We start from the raw sequence: 17,576 nt of genomic DNA, 5'->3' as shown, positions 1-17,576 counted from the left end.
ACTGCTCGCTTCCAAGGGCTACAACGAGAAGAACAAGTTCACCTTCGACCTGTGGTACACCCCGAGTCATTATGGGGATACCGAGGTGGACCTGGCTGCGGTCCTTCAGAAGCAATTTGAGGCCACCGGCGTGATGAAGGTTAACGTGAAGTCCGCGGAATGGGCAACTTACAGGGATCAGTGGCACAACAAGCAGATGCAGTCCTATCTGCTGGGATGGTATCCGGACTATATCGACCCGGATAACTACACGGCAGCATTCGCCGGAACCGCCGGTTCCGCCGGGATGGGGATCTATTTTTCCGATCCCAAGTGGGACAAGATCCTTACCGAAGGCCAGACCGTGCCAGACAAGAAGAAAAGGACCGAGATCTACAAGAAAATTCAAGAAATGTGGACCGTGGATGTCCCAACATGCCCAATCATCCAGGGGAACCTTTATGTGTTCACCCAAAAGAATGTGCATGGAGTCAAGCTTTCACCTACACTAAGGTTCAATTACGATCCCTGGTACAAAGATTAGAGGGGAAAATACTTGAGCCGGGGCCGTTACGCCCCGGCTCAATGTGTCTTTTCCCTGCAAGGCAAGACCTTGAAACCACGTTGGGTGCGGTGAAAAGGCTATCGGCAAGTATGCTGAGATTATTAAATGGCGGAGAGAGAGGGATTCGAACCCTCGGTGCACCTTTCGGCACACACTCGCTTAGCAGGCGAGCGCCTTCAGCCAGCTCGGCCATCTCTCCGCAGGTACCTGGAACCTTTCCAAAGGTCTCAATGGGTCCCCATAATACATCCGAATGGAATTTGCAACAGGTTTTCCCCTTTCCGGTATCTCCATGAATTTTTGGCGGAGGGAGTAGGATTCGAACCCACGGACCCTTTCGGGTCAACGGTTTTCAAGACCGCCGCCTTAAACCACTCGGCCATCCCTCCACAACCTACAAACGGGGAAACCTGCGTATTCCGTTCCAAGAGGAAAATATTCATAACACCAAGAGAGGAAAGAGTCAACCAGCCATCCGCGCCCTCATCTTCCCGATCGTCTCTCCGTAATTCTCGCTCCCGAAAATGGCCGAACCCGCCACGAAAACGTCTGCTCCAGCCTCGGACACAAGATGAATGGTGTCAGGGCCGATTCCACCGTCCACCTCCAACTCTACGTCAAGGCCGCGGCTGTTGATCATCTCTCTCACCCGCTCGATCTTCGGCACAACTGCGGGAATGAAATCCTGTCCCCCGAAACCAGGGTTAACTGTCATCAGGAGGATCATGGCGAGGTCCTCCAGGACGTATTCGATCACTCCGGGAGGGGTGGCCGGATTCAAAGAAACGGCCGGTTCCGCCCCCAGATTCCGAATCAGTTGCAGGGAACGGTGAAGATGATCGACGGCCTCAGCATGCACCGTGATCTTGTCCGCTCCCGCCTCTACGAAATCCTGCACATATCGGTCCGGATCGCTGATCATCAAATGGACGTCTAAAGGTAGGCGGGTGATGCTGCGGGCCGCCCGGACGATCATAGGACCGATGGTGATGTTGGGAACGAAATGACCGTCCATGACATCGATATGTATGTAATCAGCGCCGGCTTCCTCCACCGCTCTTATCTCTTCACCGAGCCTCGTAAAATCCGCCGAAAGAATAGAGGGTGCAATCTTACCCATAGCTTTCTCCTTGAAAAATCACGGCCCCCCGGATTCAGGGGCAAGGGTCTGGTCTCATCTTCTCCTCAGGAAAAGGGCTGCAAAGAATCCGTCCATACCGTGGATATTCGGAAAGGTCCGGAAAAAACCCTGCTCGTCAATGAGCTCTCTGGTCCATTCGGGTCCCTGGTCCCTTAAATTTTCGAGGGTGAAACCTTCCTTTCTCTTTAGAAAATTCCCAACTACCCCTTCGTTTTCTTCCTTGGAAAGGGTACAGGTGACATAGAGCATTCGGCCTCCCGGTCTAAGGAGACCGGCCGCTTCCGAAAGAATCCGTGTCTGTAATGTGGAGAGCCGTAAGATATCGGCCTCTCCCTTGTTCCACTTTCCGTCCGGATGCCTGGAGAGAACACCCAGGCCGGAACAGGGGGCGTCCACCAGGATCCTATCGAACCGATATTGGAACAAATTCGCGATCGCCTGACCCGCATCCGCCTGGACAGTGAAGATGCGACTGAGGCCCAACCTGCGTTTTGCCCCCTGTAGATCGAGAAGCCGTCCGTGGTGGATATCCAGGGCGATCACCCCACCCTGATTCTCCATAAGCTGGGCGAGATGGGTCGCCTTTCCCCCGAGTCCCGCGCATACATCCAGGACCCATTCACCCGGTTTGACCCTGAGAAGATGAGAAGCGATCTGAGCGGCCTGATCCTGGACCTGAAAAAGACCTTTCTTGAAGGCCCTCAACTCCGTCACCCTTCCTCGGAATTCGGGCAACAAGACTCCTTCCGGCGCGTAAGGCGCAGGAACCCCCGAGACCCCTTCCTCGGCCAGGAGCTTGATAAGGGAAGGGCGGTCCGCCTTCAGGGTGTTGGTCCGGAGGGTAAGCGAGGGGATCTGGTTTCCTGCTGAGAGCAATTCTTCCGTAAACCCCTCCCCCCAGGTATCCATCCACCGTTCCACGAGCCAGCGGGGGTAACTGTAATAGACCGAGAGGAAGCCAGCGGGGTCCTCTTGCCGGTCCGGATAGGGCAGGGTCCGCCACGTGCGGCAGACCTGCCGGAGTACACCGTTAACAAAGGGAGCCAGGCGACCAAGGCCCACGGCCTTGGCCTGTTCAACCGCCTCGTTCACGGTGGCGGAATCCGGAACCCTGTCCATGAAAAGGATCTGATATATACCGATCCTTAGTATATTCAGGATTCGGGGATGGATCTTCTTGATGGGATGGTCCGAGACCTGCCCGATGATCCAGTCGAGCCTCATCCGCCATCTCAGCACGCCCTGGACAAGGTGCATCAGGAAGGCTCTATCCCTGGCAGGAAGAGAAGCCTGGCCGAGAAGCCTGTTCTCCACAAGGGATATCGATGTGCTCCGTCTAGGAGGCAGCGCGTCTAAGATCTCCAGAGCCAGGTTCCTCGGTGCTTTCTTCTTCATCTCCCAAAAAGACCTTGAGTCCTTTCTCGACCCTTTCGATATCCACGTCCGTATCGTAACAGGGCCCGTTCGGCCTGTGATTCAAGATTCCATAGACCGGGACGGGATGGGTATCCTGGATGCCGCTGGTGAGATCCCGCTCACAGGCCACAGCGATGATGATGTCCGGCCTCTTTTCGACCACGATCTTCCGAGCCAGGGTTCCGCCTGTGGCCACTGAGATCTCCACATGATACTTATGAGAAAGGCCGAGTAAATCCTTGATCTTACATCTGCCGCATTCCTTGCAATTTTCCACATTCCCCGTGATACGAACGGGACATTCGTGGTACTGCAAGCACTGGGGAAGAAGAAGCAGCAACTTTTCGGGAGATACGCGTTTCGCCTCTGCAAGCACCAACTCGTTGTTAACGGCTATGAAGGCCCTTCGCACTCTGTCCTTTCCTATGCCGACGAGTTTTCCCATCACGAGCAGTAGAGGGAACAGGAAGCGAATCACCACACCCCGGATCCGCCGGTTGAAAAAAAGGTTCCTCCCCCGGATGACCGTGAAGACCAGGGTCAATGCTCCTCCGATCATGTAGAGCACGATGGCTCCAAAAACAATGGCCATGATCAGGGGAAGCTTATCATAGATATTGCTGAAACCGATATAGGGGACCAACCAAAGAGTCACCGCAACGGTCACCAGAGCCACACAGGTGAGGACAAGAAGAAATATAAAAGTCCTCTTTTCCTGCCGCGTGTTATCGCTCCCTCTATCCAACGGATTCACCCCATAGGCGCTACGGATATCGAGTCACGCGGGATTTCGGGTTCTCCGAAAAGCCATAGAGCCATACCCGCCTTTCCCGGGCTTTTCTTTTCAAGCCCTCAATCTACTCCACCCGTCCCAGGACCGTGCCCTCGGGCACGGGAAATCCCCTGAGAAAATCAGCTACAGGCATTCTTCTCTTCCCCGGGGCCTGAACTTCCCGAATCCAGACGGCCCCCCGGCCCGAGTCCACCACCAACCCACCCCGATCCGCCCTTCTCACCCGACCCGGTATCGGATCTCTTACAGATTCAGGAAATACCCGTGATGCAAAAAGCTTGAGAGGTTTCCCCTTCAGGGAAGTCCGGGCACCAGGTCCTGGATCAAGTGCCCGGATACAAGCCGACAGCCTTTCTGCGGGCTCGGTCCAATCCAGCACGCAGATCTCACTGCCGATCTTCGGCGCATAGGAGGCCTTCCCCTCGTCCTGGGGTGTTTCCACCACGGAGTTTTCCGCCATTCGTCTCAGGGAATCCACCAAGAACTCACCGGAAAGGGCGGCCAACCTATCATGAAGATGGCCGGCCGTTTCATCGGGCAGGATAGGCACCTCTCTCTGGAAAAGGATCGGTCCGGTGTCCAGGCCTTCATCCATGCGCATGAGGGTGAGGCCCGTCCTAGGTTCATTGTTCAGGATAACCCATTGTATGGGGGCCGGACCTCGATAAGCAGGAAGGAGGGATCCATGAATGTTGACGACACCGCAGCGCGGAATCTCCAGGAGGTTCCTTTTGAGTATCTGCCCGAAGGCCACTACTACGATCAAATCCGGAGCCAACCCCCGGATTAAGCTACAGAAAGACTCCTCGGAGACCTTCTCCGGCTGGTAGACATTCAGACCATGCCTGAGGGCGAATTCTTTGACCGGCGTAGCGGTAGGTTTCCTTCCCCGCCCCTTGGGGCGGTCAGGCTGCGTGACCACAGCCAGAATATCATGCCCCGCCTTGACCAAGGCCTCAAGGGAGGGTACAGCGAAATCGGGCGTTCCCATGAAAACCAGCCTTGGGCGCAATGGAATTTTTCCGGCCGATTCCTCATCCATGGTCCGCTTTCGCCCTCTTTTTACCCATCTTTTTAAGGCGTTTCTTGTAAAGGGCCCTCTTCAGGCTGCTGATGTGATCGATGAAGAGAATGCCGTCCAAATGATCGATCTCGTGCTGGAGGCACACGGCCTTAAGTCCTTCCGCTTCAATCTCCACGAGGTTTCCCTCCCGGTCCAACCCCCGGACCTTGACCCGTTCACTTCGGGTTACATCGGCTGAATAGTCAAGAATGCTCAGACAGGCTTCTTCAAGGGTAATGGAGCCCTCGGCCTCAATAATTTCGGGGTTTATCAGGATTGATAAATCTCTGGCCTTCTCTTTGGGAGAAACGTCGAAAACGATGACCCGTTTCAGAACTCCGACCTGGTTGGCCGCCAGTCCGATGCCCGGTGCCGCGTACATGGTTTCGGCCATGTCGTCGACGAGCTGCTGGATCTCACCGTCGATTTCATCCACAGGTTCGGCCTTCGCCCGGAGAACCGGGTCAGGATAGGTATGAATCCTCAAGACTTTTGGCACGGTTTTGGCATCTCTCAACATGCGTGGCGCCTCACTATCCCCATCAAGCGGCCGTACAGGCCCGTTCAGTTCTTTGAGGGCCGTGTACACCGGAACACTGCGTTATTTTATATCCGGAGTCACCAGAAATCAAGGATGGGAAAGAGAAAACATCCTTGACTTTTTGCCGCCTTACCCATATTCAAGGGGACCTATGGACGCACTGGTCAATTTCCTTTTCGAAGTGGGCATGCTGAAAAGAACCCCTCGTACGGGCTATCAGTTCCTGGGTTCGGGAGGGGAATCCGTTGCCGAGCATTCCTTCAGGACCGCTGTTATTGGTTATCTCCTCTCCTCCGGTGAAAATGGTGCGGATCCATTGAAAACGGTCCTAATGTGCCTGTTTCATGATCTCCATGAAGCCAGGACGGGAGACCACAATTACGTCAACAAGAGATACGTGGCCGTTGATGAAGAACGGGCGGTGAAGGACCTTGCCCGAGACCTCCCCTTCGGAGAGGAGATAATCACGCTAACCGAGGAATTCAACCATTCCCAAAGCCTTGAGGCCATGATCGCCAGGGACGCGGACCAGCTCGATCTGATCCTGGAACTCAAGCAACAATTGGACCTCGGCAACAAGTATGCCAACGAGTGGCTCTCCTATGCGGTTAAGCGGCTTCAGACGGAGAGCGCAAGGGGTTTGGCCCGAAGCATCCTGAATACGGACAGCGCTGATTGGTGGTTCGACAAGGACACGGACTGGGTGAATGGCCCCTCCAATCATCATGGTGCCCCGGAAGAATAGATTGGATTCCCTATCCGCCCGGAGAGTCATGCACCTCTGCTTGATGGTTTCCTCCGCGGTCCACCTTTTTCTGGTGATAGTCTTCAAAAACGCCTTTCCCTTGTACTGGCCGGACACCGAACTTCGCACTTACAGGGTAGAACTTATCAGGCCCCCTGTGGAAGGCTTGGAAAAGGCCGACCTTTCAGACGGCGAGCTGAAAAAACTTCTCAACCCTCCCCCTGACTCTGATGAAGACACCATATCCCTCAATACCGAGGACGAACGCTACGTCACCTATGCCCGGGTCATCAAAAAGCGTATCCTGCGCCGGTGGCACTATCCTATAGAAGCAAAAGAGAACTTGATCGAAGGCCGCCTACAGCTCCTCTTCAGGCTCAACCGTAACGGCCACCTGATCGGGCTCAGGGTCCTCGAAAGCTCAGGGCATCAAATCCTTGACCGGGAGGCCCAGAGGGCGGTAAAGGCCGCATCCCCCTTCCCCCCCTTTCCTTCCCATGTAAGGGTAAGTCGCCTGAACATCAAAGCGAACTTCGATTACCGCATCGCCTCCCACAGGCCACAAAAATAGGCCCCGTGTTCAGGGACCTTTATATGGGTTCCCTTCCCCCCGAGGCCTGGAAATCAGAGGCGGAATCTACTTTTTCAGGATGACGGGTTTTGATTCATAAGTGCCCGACATCACCTTTTTCCAGAATTCCTTCTCGTCCCTCTGCCATTCCTTCCCGAATTTCAAGTTGAAGAAATCGCCCAACCTCTCGAAGAGGCGCTTCCAAACGGCACCATGGGAAAGGGTGAGAACTTCTTCCAGGAAAGGGACGATTTCCGCCAGTTTTTCCTTTGGAATATAAGCCCTCGCTCCCATTTCCACTGATTTCTTCAGGGTCTCCGCAGCAAGGGCGTGAGAGGTGAGCATGACGGTGGGAATTCCCAAATGAACAGATGCATTGAGGAGATCAAAACCCCGGACTCCCATGATATCCAGGATCACGAGATCGTAGGACCAGGATCTCAGGAGATGGTATGCGGTCTCGTAGTCCGTCGCCCGGTCAAAGACGAGTCCCTCAAAATCCTCCAACTGCTCCTGTAAGGTGTCCAAGACATCGGGTTCGTCATCAACCGCCAGGAGACGTTTATTGTCCAGCGGACTCTGTCTCATTTCCGAAACCTCCCATCCATTTCAAGGATCTTCTCGCCTCCACTCCTTCAGCGGGATCCTGAAGTCTTGACTTTCTCCTTTTCAAGGCGCCTTCGTTCTTCGTCCCGGATCTCACGGCGCAGGAGCTTGCCCACCTTGGACTTGGGCAGCATGTCTCTGAACTCGATATAACTGGGCACCTTATATGAAGCAAGGTGTTCCCGGCACCACCGGATCAACTCCGCCCCCCCCACGCCACGGGCATCCTCCTTGAGTACCACGATCGCCTTGATGCGTTCCCCCACCTTTTGATCAGGCACGCCAACAACGCAGGCCCCGATGACGGTGGGATGATCCTGGAGCACGGCTTCCACTTCCGAGGCAGAAACCCGATAGGCCTTATGCTTGATGATGTCCGCCGAGCGTTCCACATAGATCAGTTCACCTTCCTCGTCCTGTTTGACGAAATCCCCCATCCGGTAATAGGTCTTCCCTTCGATCTCCACATAAGAGCGCCGGGTCTCCTCCGGCTTTTTCCAGTAAGTCTTCAGGGTATAGGGAGAAGTCACCAGGAGTTCACCGCTGCTGCCCCTGGGGACCCTTTCCAGGGTATCGGGGTCCACCACGATACATTCCCGGCTCCTCAGGGGCAGGCCGATGGCCGCCGGCTTGGGTTCCCGGTCGATGCGGCTGTAGCTCACATGCCCCGCCTCAGTGGAACCGTAAACCTGGCAGATGGGGACACCGGTATGCTCCTTCCATCTTCTGAAGACCTCCACCGGAAGCATGTCCCCGCCGCAATAGCAATAAGTCAGGGAATCCAGGTTGTATTGAGCCAGACGGTCGTTTTCCAGGATCATGCGGTAGAGGGCCGGAACCCCGAGCATCCATCGGACACTATAGCGCTGAATGCTCTCGAGAATGGCATCCACCTGTGGCACTGGCATCAAGAGGGTCCGGTTTCCCTTGTTGAGCCCCAAGGCCATGAAAAGCCCCAAGGCCATGATGTGAAAAAGGGGATTTACCGCGATATAGACATCCTCCCCTTCCTTGAGATGATCTCCCGCTACTTCTTCGATCACGTCCTTTACGTAGGAAGTCATGCCGATGTGATTGCCGGGCACTCCCTTGGGAAATCCCGTCGTTCCCCCTGTGTAAAGGATATATGAAAGGTCGTTCCATGGATCAATCTCCACCTTTTCCCGCAAAGGAGGATGCTTCAAAAGGGACATAAAGGAGTAAACTCCATCGGCCTTGTCCACCTTGCCGTGGGGAACCTTGTCAAAGCATTTCCCCAAGGCCCGCTTATAAAAAGGAAGGGGGTCGGCCAGGTTGGTCACGATGGCCCGCTTGAGCCCCGTCGTGGGAAAGACTTCCTTGACATAGCAAAAGTTGGTATCCAGACAGACGACGGTCTCTACTTCGGCATCCTTGACCATGTACTCGATCTCAAAGGAGGTATAGATGGGGGAGACTGGAACGAGGACGGCCCCGAGCTTCTGGATCCCCAGGTAGGCGATCACCCATTGGACGCAGTTGGCAAGGTAAAGCATGACACGATCGCCCTTTCGCACGCCCATTTCCGCCAGTCCCCCCGCGAACCGCTCGCTCAGGTTCCGGAGGCGGGCGAAGGAGAAATCCTCACCAAGATATGTGACCGCGGGTCTTGCCGGATATTGTTCGCTCATCCGGTCAAAACGTGAAAAGGTGGATTCCTTTTCGAGTTCCATTAAAGTCTCCTGCATGGTTCCCTCTTCAACCGTTTTCTCCGTTTTCCGGTCCAAGGCGGAAGCCGATTGCTCCCATGTTGAACTCACCATACTAAACCCCAAAATAGGCGGACCGCACATCCGGGTTGTTCATCAAATCCTCCCGGGACCCTTCCATCACCGCAGATCCGTTTTCCAGAATAAAGGCATAGTCTACTATAGGCAGGACCGGTCTTGCATACTGCTCGGTCACGATAATCGATATTCCCTTTTCGTTCCGGATCTCCCGAGTGGCCTTCACGAGGATCGACTGGATCAGGGGACTGAGTCCCATGAGGGGTTCATCCAGGAGGAGAAGTCTGGGTTGGGCCATGAGGGCCCTGCCGATGGCCAGCATCTGCTGCTCTCCGCCGCTCAGAAAACCACCGAGCCTCTTCTTGAGCTTCACCAGGGCCGGGAACAAGTGGAACACATAGTCCAGCGTATCCCCGGCCTGGGATGGACTGGCAAGGTATCCCCCGATTCTCAGGTTCTCCAGGACACTGCTCTCAGTGAAGATTCTTCGTCGCTCCGGGCAGAGGATCAATCCACGCCTGGCCCTCTGACTTGGTTTCAGGTCGGTGATATCCTCGCCCCTGAAGGTAAGGCGGCCCATCACCGTGATCCGTTCCCCCCCCGCCATCTCCTCCTTTTTACGGATATCCTCGATGATACCGGACAGAGTATACATGAGTGTGGACTTCCCGGCGCTGTTGGCCCCGAAGATTCCCACGATCTGGTTCTCCCCGCAGCCCACAGACACATTGTTCAGGGCCAGCATATTCTCATAAAAGACCATCAGCTCCCTTGCTTCAAGCATAGGTCATGACCTCCTCCACTTCCTCGGATCCAAAATAGGCCTCCTTCACCCGCTCATCTCCCATGACCTCTTCCGGGGTCCCCTCCATGAGTTTCTCGCCGAAATTAAGGACCAGGATCCGGTTGGCCACCCGGAATAGCTCCCTGAGCCGGTGTTCGATCATGATCAGGGTGATGCCGTCCATCTGGAGGCGTTCGATCAAGGGAACCATGCTGGCGATTTCGCTCATACTCAAGCCGGAAAAAACCTCATCGCAAAGAATGATCTCCGGCTTCAAAGCCAGGCACCTGGCCAACTCCAGCCGCTTGAGATATCCCGTCGGAAGGGTTGCCGCCATCTTGTAAGGCACGTGGGAATCCCGTTCAAAACCGATCTCTTCCAGGATGTCGATCCCAACGGTATCCCGGTCACCTAGTTTCCCTCCGCCTCTCCATCCTCCCGTTCTCCTGGCGCGCGGCGAGTATAGGGGAATAACCAGATTTTTATAGGCCGGAAGGCTGTAATAGGGCCGCATGATCTGAAAAGTCCGGGTGATGCCCATATCCGCGATCTTGTGGGCCGGTTTACCGGTGATGTTCCTGCCCTTGAACCGCACCCGGCCTGAAGTCATCTTGACAAACCCCGTGATGCAGTTGACGAGGGTGGTCTTCCCGGACCCGTTCGGTCCGATGATTCCCAGGATGTCACCGGGGAAGAGGTCGAAACTGACATTGTTCAAGGCCAGGATTCCCCCAAAGGTCTTGGTGACACCCCGCACCTCCAGCATCGGTTCACGATTCATACCTTGACCCACCTTTCAAACTGATGGTACTTGCGCTGCCCGAAGACCATGAGCCCCTCACTCCTGAAGACAATGAAGCCCATGAGAATCAGGGCATAGAAAACGATCCGCAAGGTCCCGAAGGCCCGGAGCAGTTCCGAGATGGGTACCAGAATAAAACATCCCAAAACAGGACCTACCAGGGTTCCTCCCCCGCCGATCACTGTGGCCGCGATGGGAAGTATGGAAAAATCCAGGGCGAACAACGAGATGCCCGACCACATGTAGATATGCACTAGGCAGGCCCCAGCCATGCATCCCATGGCCGAGGCGATGAAAACGCCCATGGCCTTGTAACGGGTCAGGCTCATCCCGGAGGCCCGGACCGCCTGATCGTTATCCTTGACGGCCCGAAAGACCAATCCCAGGTCCAGATTGACCAAACGCCTCAGGCCGAAAAGGCATCCCAAAACGATGAGAATCACGGCATATTGCTCGAACCAGCGGTTGGCGAAGCTCTCTATTCCCATGATCCCGTCCGTTCCGCCGAAGATGTCCAGGGCCTCGATGATACGGGCCATGGCAAGGGGGAACATAAGGCTTATGATGGCGAAGTAGACTCCCCGAAGAGGAAGACAGGGAAGCAGGAGAATTGTACAGACGACACCTCCTGCAAGGGTTGCAAGGGGAATGGCCCAAAGGGGGGAAAGTCCATATTGCGTATTGAGGATGGCGGAAAGGTACCCTCCAACGCCGATAAAGAAGGCCCCGCCCAGGGAAACCAGGCCCAGGAAGTGGGCCAGGAAATCGAAACTGAGAGCCAGGAGCGCATAGATGCAAACAATGGAAACAACCCTTTGCCAGTACATGCCCGGCATGACCAAGGGGAGCATCAGCATCCCCAAAATCAGCACCGCCCTGGGCAGAATGAGGTAGGACAATTCTTTCCAGGACATCAGGGCATAGATTCCATCTGTTCGGACCTTGATGCCCCGATCCAGCCTTTCCTTTCGCTTCCCGGTTTGAGTCGCCACGTTTTATACCCTTTCTTCCAGTTCCTTCTGCTTCCCGAAAAGGCCCGAAGGCCGGAGAACAAGAGTCAATATGATGGCAAGGAGCGCCACCACCATCTGGTAGTGAGAACCAAGATAGACCACGGTCAGGATCTGGGCGAACCCGATCAGGAACGCGGCCAAAACAGCCCCCATCCAGCTCCCCAGGCCGCCCACGATACAGACGGCAATGGCGAGAACCAACACGTTGTAACCCGCTTCCACCACTATATTACCTAAGGGGAGAAGAAGCACGGCCGACAGCCCGGCCAGCATGGACCCGAAGGTCATGGCCACAATAGCCATAAGATCCGAATCGATCCCGAGCATGAGGGCGGCCCTTTCATCCTGGGCCATTCCCCGAAGGGCCAGGCCGACCCGGGTGAAGTGTGTGAACATCCAGAGGAAGCCCACTACGGCCGCACCTATCACCACCACAAGGATCCGATGGAGGTCCACGGGCACATCTCCGATGGTGATGCTTCCCTCCAGGAAAACGGGCAGGGTGTATGTCAGGCCCTTGAATCCCCACCAGCGAAAGCCCTCAAGGATGGCGAGGCCGATGGCGTAGGATGCTATGATCTCGGAAATGGCCATTCCCCGGACCCGGATCAGGATGAAGCGATAGATGAGCCCCCCGATGACCCCGGTGATCACCATGGCGAGCAGGATACTCAGCGGGTAGTTCAGGCCCAATTTATTGAGGAAGCTCCATGTGATGAATCCGCAGATGACGTAAAGGGCGCCGTGGGCGAAATTGGGCACCCGGCTGATCCCGTACACCAGGGCGAATCCCAGGGCCATCAAGGCCAGGGCTGTACTGTTGATGATGCCGTAGATGATGATCTCCATGATAGGATCTGTTCCTCATTCAGATGCAGGAAGGATGCAAGTTGATGGACAGGCGGCAGGGAGGAAGGCATTGCTCCCGAAGCAGATAACCCTTCCCACAGGGTTGATGGCGCCCTGAACTCCTCTCCTCGCCGCCTTATTCTCTTCTCACATTCCGATGGTCGATTTCCGAAAGGACTTACTGCTTCATCCAAGGCGGCAGCTTGATCTCACCCATGGCGATGCTCTTTGGGAAGACGACTACACGCTCTCCGGCCTGCCACTGGAGAATGGAACCCACCGCCCCCTCCTTGGGATCCATGCTCGGGATGACCTGATGGCTCTTGGGGTCGAAGCGGATTCTGCCGTAAGCCCCCATCATATCCGTCTGCTCCAGGGCCTTTACGACCTTTTCGGGATCAAGAGATCCGGCCTTCTCAATGGCTTCCTTCAAGACGTACACCGCCATGTAACTGCTTGAGCTTCCCAGTCCCTCGGGCTGGATGCCCCATCTCTTGGTATAGGCGTTGTAAAATTTCATGGTCCAGGGGGTAGCGTTGCTGGGAGCGTTTCCTGCGTTGACCACGTTACAAAGAGTATACTCCCCTTTCCCTTCCGTGGCCTTCCAGAAGCCCGGCTGCTCCGCTGCCGCCAGGGTAGAGCCGAAGGGAAGGGCCGGGATGCGCATCTCATACCATTGCTTCAGCAGGATGGAACTCTCCGGCATGTCCATCCAGATGTTCAGGATTTGGGCACCGGCCTTTTTGGCCTTCAGCAGCCCCATGGAGAAATCGGATGTTCCGGTCGGGTAGACTGCTGTTCCCAGGACCTTCCATCCCTGCTTTTCGGCGACCTTGCCCAGGACCTTTCCCCCGCCCCGGGCATGGGCCACGTCCTGAACCATGATGAATACTTTGTCGAGGCCGAATTTTTTCCGAATCTCATTAAAGCAGGTCATGATTTCCTTGACCAACTGCTTGGCCTCGCCGTGAATCCTGAAGCAATATTTGTATTTATCGTAGTTCTTTGCAACCATGGCATGGTACTTCGGGGTCAACACACCCGTCGTCACTATGGAGATCTTTTTGTATTTGGAAAGCAGTCCCATGGCTGCAAGAGCCGCCTCTGAGCGGACAGGGCCTCCGAGAAGGAAATCGGCCTTCTTCTCCAGGATCAGCTTTTCCACGGCCATCAGGGCCTCGCTGACCGGAACACCCGGTTCAAGGTCGCGGGTGTCGATGACCTCCACCTTGAACGGCCGCTTCTGGCCTCCGACATTCACGCCTCCCCGGGAATTGATCTCCTCCACGGCGAGTGTTATCCCGCGCTCCGCGTCCCAGCCGTACACAAAGGCCGTGGAAAGCGGGCACCCGATGGTGATGGGTTCCGCCGCCGAGGCCTGGCCGAACAGAAAACACAGAGTCAGCGCAGACAGTAAAACCGACAAAACAACACCTCTTCTCGTCATGTCCCTCCCTCCTTGTCTTCTCAAAAGGTTTTCTCTAACTGGAAGACCGTCTCCTTTTCGGGTCCTCGAGTCCGTATTGACGGATCTTCCGCTTCACCTGCGGAAGGGGTATCTGGAGGAGCCGCGCCGCCATCTCAAGGTTCCAGGAGGTCTTGTCGAGAACCTCCAGGAGGTGTTCTTTTTCCCGCTCTCTCAGGGTCTTGATCTCCATTCCGGATCCCCCGAAGCTGCCTCTACTCTAGTACAGCAAGGGGCATGCCATCCCGGCCGGGTATTCCCCATCCTCTTTCATCCCTAATATCCCTCGAAAATTCGACCAGATAGGGAGGGCAGTCTGATGAGAACATGGGAGGTCCCCTTTTCAATCAGAAAAATATTTTTAGGGCCAGAAAGAATCTTTCACCTTTACCTGAAACCTACCCGGGGAAGAGGGGATGATTTCGTGACTCGGCAAAAAACCCTCTGAGACGCCGTGTGATAGATAACGAAGTTAAACAACAAATGATGGAAGTCCTTTCGGTGGCGGCGTAGACCATGGACTTCATTTGACCGATGGGATAAGGAAAATAAGTGGCGATCTGGTGAGGTACCGCTTAGGAGGTCATGTTCCCCTTCAGGGGAGACGAGGAAACCAGGGGTGGTTCAATCCCGTATTTTCGAATCTTACTCCTTAGGGTGGGGAGAGAGATGCCCAAGGCACGAGCCGCCCGGGTCCGGTTCCATCCCATGCGGCGGAGGGTGTTCTCGATGTGCTCCTTCTCCACGTTGAGCAAAGAGAAGGAAGCAAGCCCACTGGCCGGAAGATTGTGATTCAACTGCAAAATCCGTTCAATTTCCTCCACCAGGATGACTTTGCCATGGGCCTTCACCACGGCCTCAACAAGAACGTTCTCGAGTTCCCGCACGTTACCGTTCCAGGGGTGTCTCATAAGCCTTTCAACCGTACCCTTCTGAAGCTTACAGACTCCCGTTCCCAGCTCCTTGCCGATCTTCTGGAGAAAGTGGTCGGCGAGTGCCGGGATATCCTCGAGTCGATCCCTCAAGGGCGGGACTTGAATGGTTACAACGCGCAAGCGGAAAAACAGGTCTTCTCGAAAGTCCCCCCGCCGGACCCGTTCGGCCAGGTCTTTGTTGGTTGCGGCGATGATACGGCACTTCGAGCGCAGGGCCTGTTGACCTCCGATACGCATGTACTCTTTTCGCTGAAGAAACCCGAGGAACTTCCCCTGGAGGTAAGGAGGGAGTTCCCCGACTTCGTCCAGAAACAGGGTGCCGGATCCAGCCAGTTCAATTTTGCCCTTCTTCAAGCGATTCGCACCCGTAAAGGCCCCTGACTCATGGCCGAAGAGTTCGCTTTCAAGCAAGGTCTCGACAGCGGCCGCGCAATCAAGGGTGACGAAGGGTTGGTCGGCGAAGGAACTGTTCTTATGGATAGCCCGGGCGATCAGTTCCTTGCCTGTTCCCGTTTCCCCCTGGATGAGAACTGTGGCCCTGTTTCGGCAAAGGAGACCGATCATTTTGAAGATCTCCCGCATCTTCTCGCTCTTGCCGATGATCACTTCGTCGTCCGCTGCTCTTTCACCTCCAGGTGACGGGGTCTTGCGATCAACCTCCAGGAGATGAAGGGCCCGATTGACGGACTTCTCGATCTCGTCCACGTCCAGGGGCTTGTGGATATAATCGTAGGCCCCGCCCTTCATGGCCTGTACCGTCGTCTCCATGTCATGAAACGCCGTCATCATGATTACCTTTGCGGGAGCGCCTTTTCCCTGGAGCCTGTTTAGTACTTCAATCCCGTCCATGTCCGGAAGCCGGATATCCAGGATGACCACATCAGGCACGACCCTGGAGAAAATTTCAATTCCATCCCCTCCGCATGAGGCCTTGTAGACCTCATGGCCTTTCTCCGAAAGGAACATTTCGAGGGATTCCAGGATGGAATCCTCATCATCAACAAGAAGTACTTTTGCCATACCCTGATCCTTCGGGGAGAAAAACCCTGAATGAGGCACCATGGGGATTACGGTTCACGACCGTCACCTCCCCTCCATGACTTTCCATGATCCGCTTCACGTTACTGAGGCCCAGACCGGTTCCCCGGCTCTTGGTGGTAAAAAAGGGCTTGAATATCTCCGGCAGGCAACTGCTCGATATCCCGGGTCCCTCGTCCTCGATGAACAACTCGACACCCGAAGGTTTTCTCTCCGGGCGGTACCGGGTTGTAACAAATATTCTCCCTCCTTCGGGAGAGGCTTCAATCGCATTGAGGAGCAGGTTGATGAGGGCCTGTCCCAGCTTTTCCCCGTCACACGAGATCTCGGGCAAGTCCGGATCATGCCTGACGATGGGGATGAGTCCATTTTCACCGAATTTCGTTTCGAGCAGTTCCACGCATGAGTTCAAGACGTCATTGACCTTGCAAGGGACTAAGTGTAGCTCCAGGGGCTTGGCGAAATCCAGCAACTCCGTGAGGGTGCGTTCCAGGCGCATCACTTCTCTCGCCGAGATATCGATGCGCCGCTGATCGTTGCCCTTGAGTTTGGCGTTCCTCTTGATTATTTGAAGGTTCATCTTGACGGCGGAAAGGGGATTGCGGATTTCGTGGGAAAGGGAGGTCGTGATCTCTCCGATATAGGCCATTTTCTCCGCCTCCCGCATTCTCATCTCCATCTCCACCCTTCGGCTGATATCCCTGCAGAGCCCCAGGTTTGAGATCTTACCTTCGTAATGGGTTAATTTCGCTGTAATTTCCGTTGGGAAACTCTTTCCATCCTTGTTCCTGCGAAGGTACTCGAAAACACTTGGGGCCGATCCCTCATGAAAACTCTTCCGGTAGATGGAAACCACTTTTTCCACATCCCTGGGATCCACAAACTCATGGTATTTTCTCCCCAGCACCTCTTCCAGGGAATACCCGTGCATTCTGCAATAAGCCTTGTTGGCAAAAACGATCACCTCGTCCTGGATGACGAAGTATCCATCGTTGATCTCTTCCACCAGGGTCTTGTATCTCAGCTCGGACTCCCGGAGCTGGGCCGTCCTGGCCCTGACCTCTTCTTCCAGGCGCCGATTGTGTTCCAGGATCTTTTTCTCATGCATTTCCTGGAAAAAATCACTGAACCGGTGAATGGTATGGGCCAGGCATTTATTAATGCGGACGACCAGGTCGCAGTATTCCTCCATCATGAAGCTTTCCCGGGCAAGCATGGGGATCACTATATCTCGATAACACTCGAAGGCCTTCTGGACGTCGGATAAAAGAAACCCCGCCCCCAGACGCATTCGGGTGATTTTTTCGATGAATCGGTCGATGGGGCCGTAATCCCCGTGGTTGATAACCCGATCATTGGCCTCCAGGGCCTCTGAGACCGTTCCTATGAGTTCTTCCCTCGGCCGAAGGGCGTACTGATCCCCCATCTCCGTTTGGAGTCTGTTGACCCATTCAAGGATGATCTTCTCACGATTGCGTTGATGAAAATCAGAGAGGCTGAAACCCACCATCCGAGCCTCCCGGCC

The 17,576-nt window shown here is 55.1% G+C and carries 18 protein-coding genes and 2 tRNA genes; 3 read left to right on the top strand and 17 right to left on the bottom strand.

Annotation, left to right across the window (positions count from 1 at the left end):
- Positions 1–523, top strand: a 523-nt coding sequence (locus JRF57_04895) for a peptide ABC transporter substrate-binding protein (GenBank protein MBW2303031.1), incomplete at its 5' end; no start/stop codon positions are given.
- A 127-nt stretch (positions 524–650) separates the two neighbouring features.
- Here JRF57_04895 and JRF57_04890 read toward each other — a convergent pair.
- The 7 genes from JRF57_04890 to def form a co-directional block, all read right to left on the bottom strand.
- Positions 651–743 (bottom strand) — tRNA-Ser (locus tag JRF57_04890).
- 102 nt (positions 744–845) lie between these two features.
- Positions 846–933: transfer RNA gene (locus JRF57_04885), tRNA-Ser, on the bottom strand.
- A gap of 74 nt (positions 934–1,007) precedes the next feature.
- The gene (locus tag JRF57_04880) at positions 1,008–1,664 is read right to left on the bottom strand and encodes a ribulose-phosphate 3-epimerase (GenBank protein MBW2303030.1); all 657 of its coding nucleotides are present in this window, start codon (positions 1,662–1,664) and stop codon (positions 1,008–1,010) included.
- A 54-nt stretch (positions 1,665–1,718) separates the two neighbouring features.
- Entirely contained in the window at positions 1,719–3,080 is a 1,362-nt protein-coding gene (gene rsmB / locus JRF57_04875) for a 16S rRNA (cytosine(967)-C(5))-methyltransferase RsmB (protein MBW2303029.1), read from the bottom strand.
- On the bottom strand, positions 3,022–3,873 hold the full coding sequence (locus tag JRF57_04870) for a DUF116 domain-containing protein (protein ID MBW2303028.1): 852 nt from the start codon (positions 3,871–3,873) through the stop codon (positions 3,022–3,024). The genes rsmB and JRF57_04870 overlap by 59 nt, the downstream gene beginning before the upstream one ends.
- 85 nt (positions 3,874–3,958) lie before the next feature.
- Positions 3,959–4,936 (bottom strand): methionyl-tRNA formyltransferase, encoded by a 978-nt coding sequence (locus JRF57_04865; GenBank protein ID MBW2303027.1) that lies wholly within the window; start codon positions 4,934–4,936, stop codon positions 3,959–3,961.
- Positions 4,929–5,477, bottom strand: a complete 549-nt coding sequence (def, locus tag JRF57_04860) for a peptide deformylase (protein ID MBW2303026.1) — start codon at positions 5,475–5,477, stop codon at positions 4,929–4,931. Before def ends, JRF57_04865 begins: the two co-directional genes overlap by 8 nt.
- 172 nt (positions 5,478–5,649) lie before the next feature.
- Here def and JRF57_04855 point away from each other — a divergent pair, with 172 nt between their 5' ends.
- Positions 5,650–6,243: an HD domain-containing protein gene (locus tag JRF57_04855; protein ID MBW2303025.1), complete on the top strand. Its 594-nt coding sequence runs from the start codon at positions 5,650–5,652 to the stop codon at positions 6,241–6,243.
- A gap of 28 nt (positions 6,244–6,271) precedes the next feature.
- The gene (locus tag JRF57_04850) at positions 6,272–6,814 is read left to right on the top strand and encodes an energy transducer TonB (GenBank protein ID MBW2303024.1); all 543 of its coding nucleotides are present in this window, start codon (positions 6,272–6,274) and stop codon (positions 6,812–6,814) included.
- Between the two features lie 66 nt (positions 6,815–6,880).
- On the opposite strand, the gene JRF57_04845 is transcribed toward JRF57_04850, so the two are convergent.
- The 10 genes from JRF57_04845 to JRF57_04800 all read right to left on the bottom strand — a co-directional run bounded on the left by JRF57_04845 (position 6,881) and on the right by JRF57_04800 (position 17,561).
- On the bottom strand, positions 6,881–7,402 hold the full coding sequence (locus JRF57_04845; protein ID MBW2303023.1) for a response regulator: 522 nt from the start codon (positions 7,400–7,402) through the stop codon (positions 6,881–6,883).
- Positions 7,403–7,449: 47 nt separating this feature from the next.
- Entirely contained in the window at positions 7,450–9,111 is a 1,662-nt protein-coding gene (locus tag JRF57_04840; GenBank protein ID MBW2303022.1) for an AMP-binding protein, read from the bottom strand.
- Positions 9,112–9,202: 91 nt separating this feature from the next.
- Positions 9,203–9,949 carry an ABC transporter ATP-binding protein gene (locus JRF57_04835; GenBank protein MBW2303021.1) on the bottom strand — a complete coding sequence of 249 codons (747 nt, stop codon included), beginning with the start codon at positions 9,947–9,949 and terminating at the stop codon, positions 9,203–9,205.
- Positions 9,942–10,730 carry an ABC transporter ATP-binding protein gene (locus JRF57_04830; GenBank protein ID MBW2303020.1) on the bottom strand — a complete coding sequence of 263 codons (789 nt, stop codon included), beginning with the start codon at positions 10,728–10,730 and terminating at the stop codon, positions 9,942–9,944. The genes JRF57_04835 and JRF57_04830 overlap by 8 nt, the downstream gene beginning before the upstream one ends.
- On the bottom strand, positions 10,727–11,665 hold the full coding sequence (locus JRF57_04825; protein MBW2303019.1) for a branched-chain amino acid ABC transporter permease: 939 nt from the start codon (positions 11,663–11,665) through the stop codon (positions 10,727–10,729). Before JRF57_04825 ends, JRF57_04830 begins: the two co-directional genes overlap by 4 nt.
- A gap of 81 nt (positions 11,666–11,746) precedes the next feature.
- On the bottom strand, positions 11,747–12,613 hold the full coding sequence (locus JRF57_04820; GenBank protein MBW2303018.1) for a branched-chain amino acid ABC transporter permease: 867 nt from the start codon (positions 12,611–12,613) through the stop codon (positions 11,747–11,749).
- 178 nt (positions 12,614–12,791) lie between these two features.
- Positions 12,792–14,060 (bottom strand): ABC transporter substrate-binding protein, encoded by a 1,269-nt coding sequence (locus tag JRF57_04815; protein ID MBW2303017.1) that lies wholly within the window; start codon positions 14,058–14,060, stop codon positions 12,792–12,794.
- Between the two features lie 34 nt (positions 14,061–14,094).
- Entirely contained in the window at positions 14,095–14,271 is a 177-nt protein-coding gene (locus tag JRF57_04810) for a hypothetical protein (protein MBW2303016.1), read from the bottom strand.
- A gap of 382 nt (positions 14,272–14,653) precedes the next feature.
- Positions 14,654–16,033 carry a sigma-54-dependent Fis family transcriptional regulator gene (locus JRF57_04805; protein MBW2303015.1) on the bottom strand — a complete coding sequence of 460 codons (1,380 nt, stop codon included), beginning with the start codon at positions 16,031–16,033 and terminating at the stop codon, positions 14,654–14,656.
- The gene (locus JRF57_04800) at positions 16,011–17,561 is read right to left on the bottom strand and encodes a PAS domain S-box protein (protein MBW2303014.1); all 1,551 of its coding nucleotides are present in this window, start codon (positions 17,559–17,561) and stop codon (positions 16,011–16,013) included. The genes JRF57_04805 and JRF57_04800 overlap by 23 nt, the downstream gene beginning before the upstream one ends.
- Positions 17,562–17,576 lie beyond the last annotated feature (15 nt).

The organism is Deltaproteobacteria bacterium (assembly GCA_019310525.1).
Taxonomy (GTDB): domain Bacteria; phylum Desulfobacterota; class DSM-4660; order Desulfatiglandales; family HGW-15; genus JAFDEE01.
The sequence above is the reverse complement of the archived record's forward strand: the minus strand, read 5'-3'. Positions and strand labels throughout refer to the sequence as shown.

Excerpts from the sequence above, each read along its gene's own strand:
- JRF57_04880 (MBW2303030.1), bottom strand. The coding sequence starts at position 1,664 with ATGGGTAAGATTGCACCCTCTATTCTTTCGGCGGATTTTACGAGGCTC.
- rsmB (MBW2303029.1), bottom strand. The coding sequence starts at position 3,080 with ATGAAGAAGAAAGCACCGAGGAACCTGGCTCTGGAGATCTTAGACGCG.
- JRF57_04865 (MBW2303027.1), bottom strand. The coding sequence starts at position 4,936 with ATGGATGAGGAATCGGCCGGAAAAATTCCATTGCGCCCAAGGCTGGTT.
- def (MBW2303026.1), bottom strand. The coding sequence starts at position 5,477 with ATGTTGAGAGATGCCAAAACCGTGCCAAAAGTCTTGAGGATTCATACC.
- JRF57_04855 (MBW2303025.1), top strand. The coding sequence starts at position 5,650 with ATGGACGCACTGGTCAATTTCCTTTTCGAAGTGGGCATGCTGAAAAGA.
- JRF57_04850 (MBW2303024.1), top strand. The coding sequence starts at position 6,272 with ATGCACCTCTGCTTGATGGTTTCCTCCGCGGTCCACCTTTTTCTGGTG.
- JRF57_04845 (MBW2303023.1), bottom strand. The coding sequence starts at position 7,402 with ATGAGACAGAGTCCGCTGGACAATAAACGTCTCCTGGCGGTTGATGAC.
- JRF57_04840 (MBW2303022.1), bottom strand. The coding sequence starts at position 9,111 with ATGGAACTCGAAAAGGAATCCACCTTTTCACGTTTTGACCGGATGAGC.
- JRF57_04835 (MBW2303021.1), bottom strand. The coding sequence starts at position 9,949 with ATGCTTGAAGCAAGGGAGCTGATGGTCTTTTATGAGAATATGCTGGCC.
- JRF57_04830 (MBW2303020.1), bottom strand. The coding sequence starts at position 10,730 with ATGAATCGTGAACCGATGCTGGAGGTGCGGGGTGTCACCAAGACCTTT.
- JRF57_04825 (MBW2303019.1), bottom strand. The coding sequence starts at position 11,665 with ATGTCCTGGAAAGAATTGTCCTACCTCATTCTGCCCAGGGCGGTGCTG.
- JRF57_04820 (MBW2303018.1), bottom strand. The coding sequence starts at position 12,613 with ATGGAGATCATCATCTACGGCATCATCAACAGTACAGCCCTGGCCTTG.
- JRF57_04815 (MBW2303017.1), bottom strand. The coding sequence starts at position 14,060 with ATGACGAGAAGAGGTGTTGTTTTGTCGGTTTTACTGTCTGCGCTGACT.
- JRF57_04810 (MBW2303016.1), bottom strand. The coding sequence starts at position 14,271 with ATGGAGATCAAGACCCTGAGAGAGCGGGAAAAAGAACACCTCCTGGAG.
- JRF57_04805 (MBW2303015.1), bottom strand. The coding sequence starts at position 16,033 with ATGGCAAAAGTACTTCTTGTTGATGATGAGGATTCCATCCTGGAATCC.
- JRF57_04800 (MBW2303014.1), bottom strand. The coding sequence starts at position 17,561 with ATGGTGGGTTTCAGCCTCTCTGATTTTCATCAACGCAATCGTGAGAAG.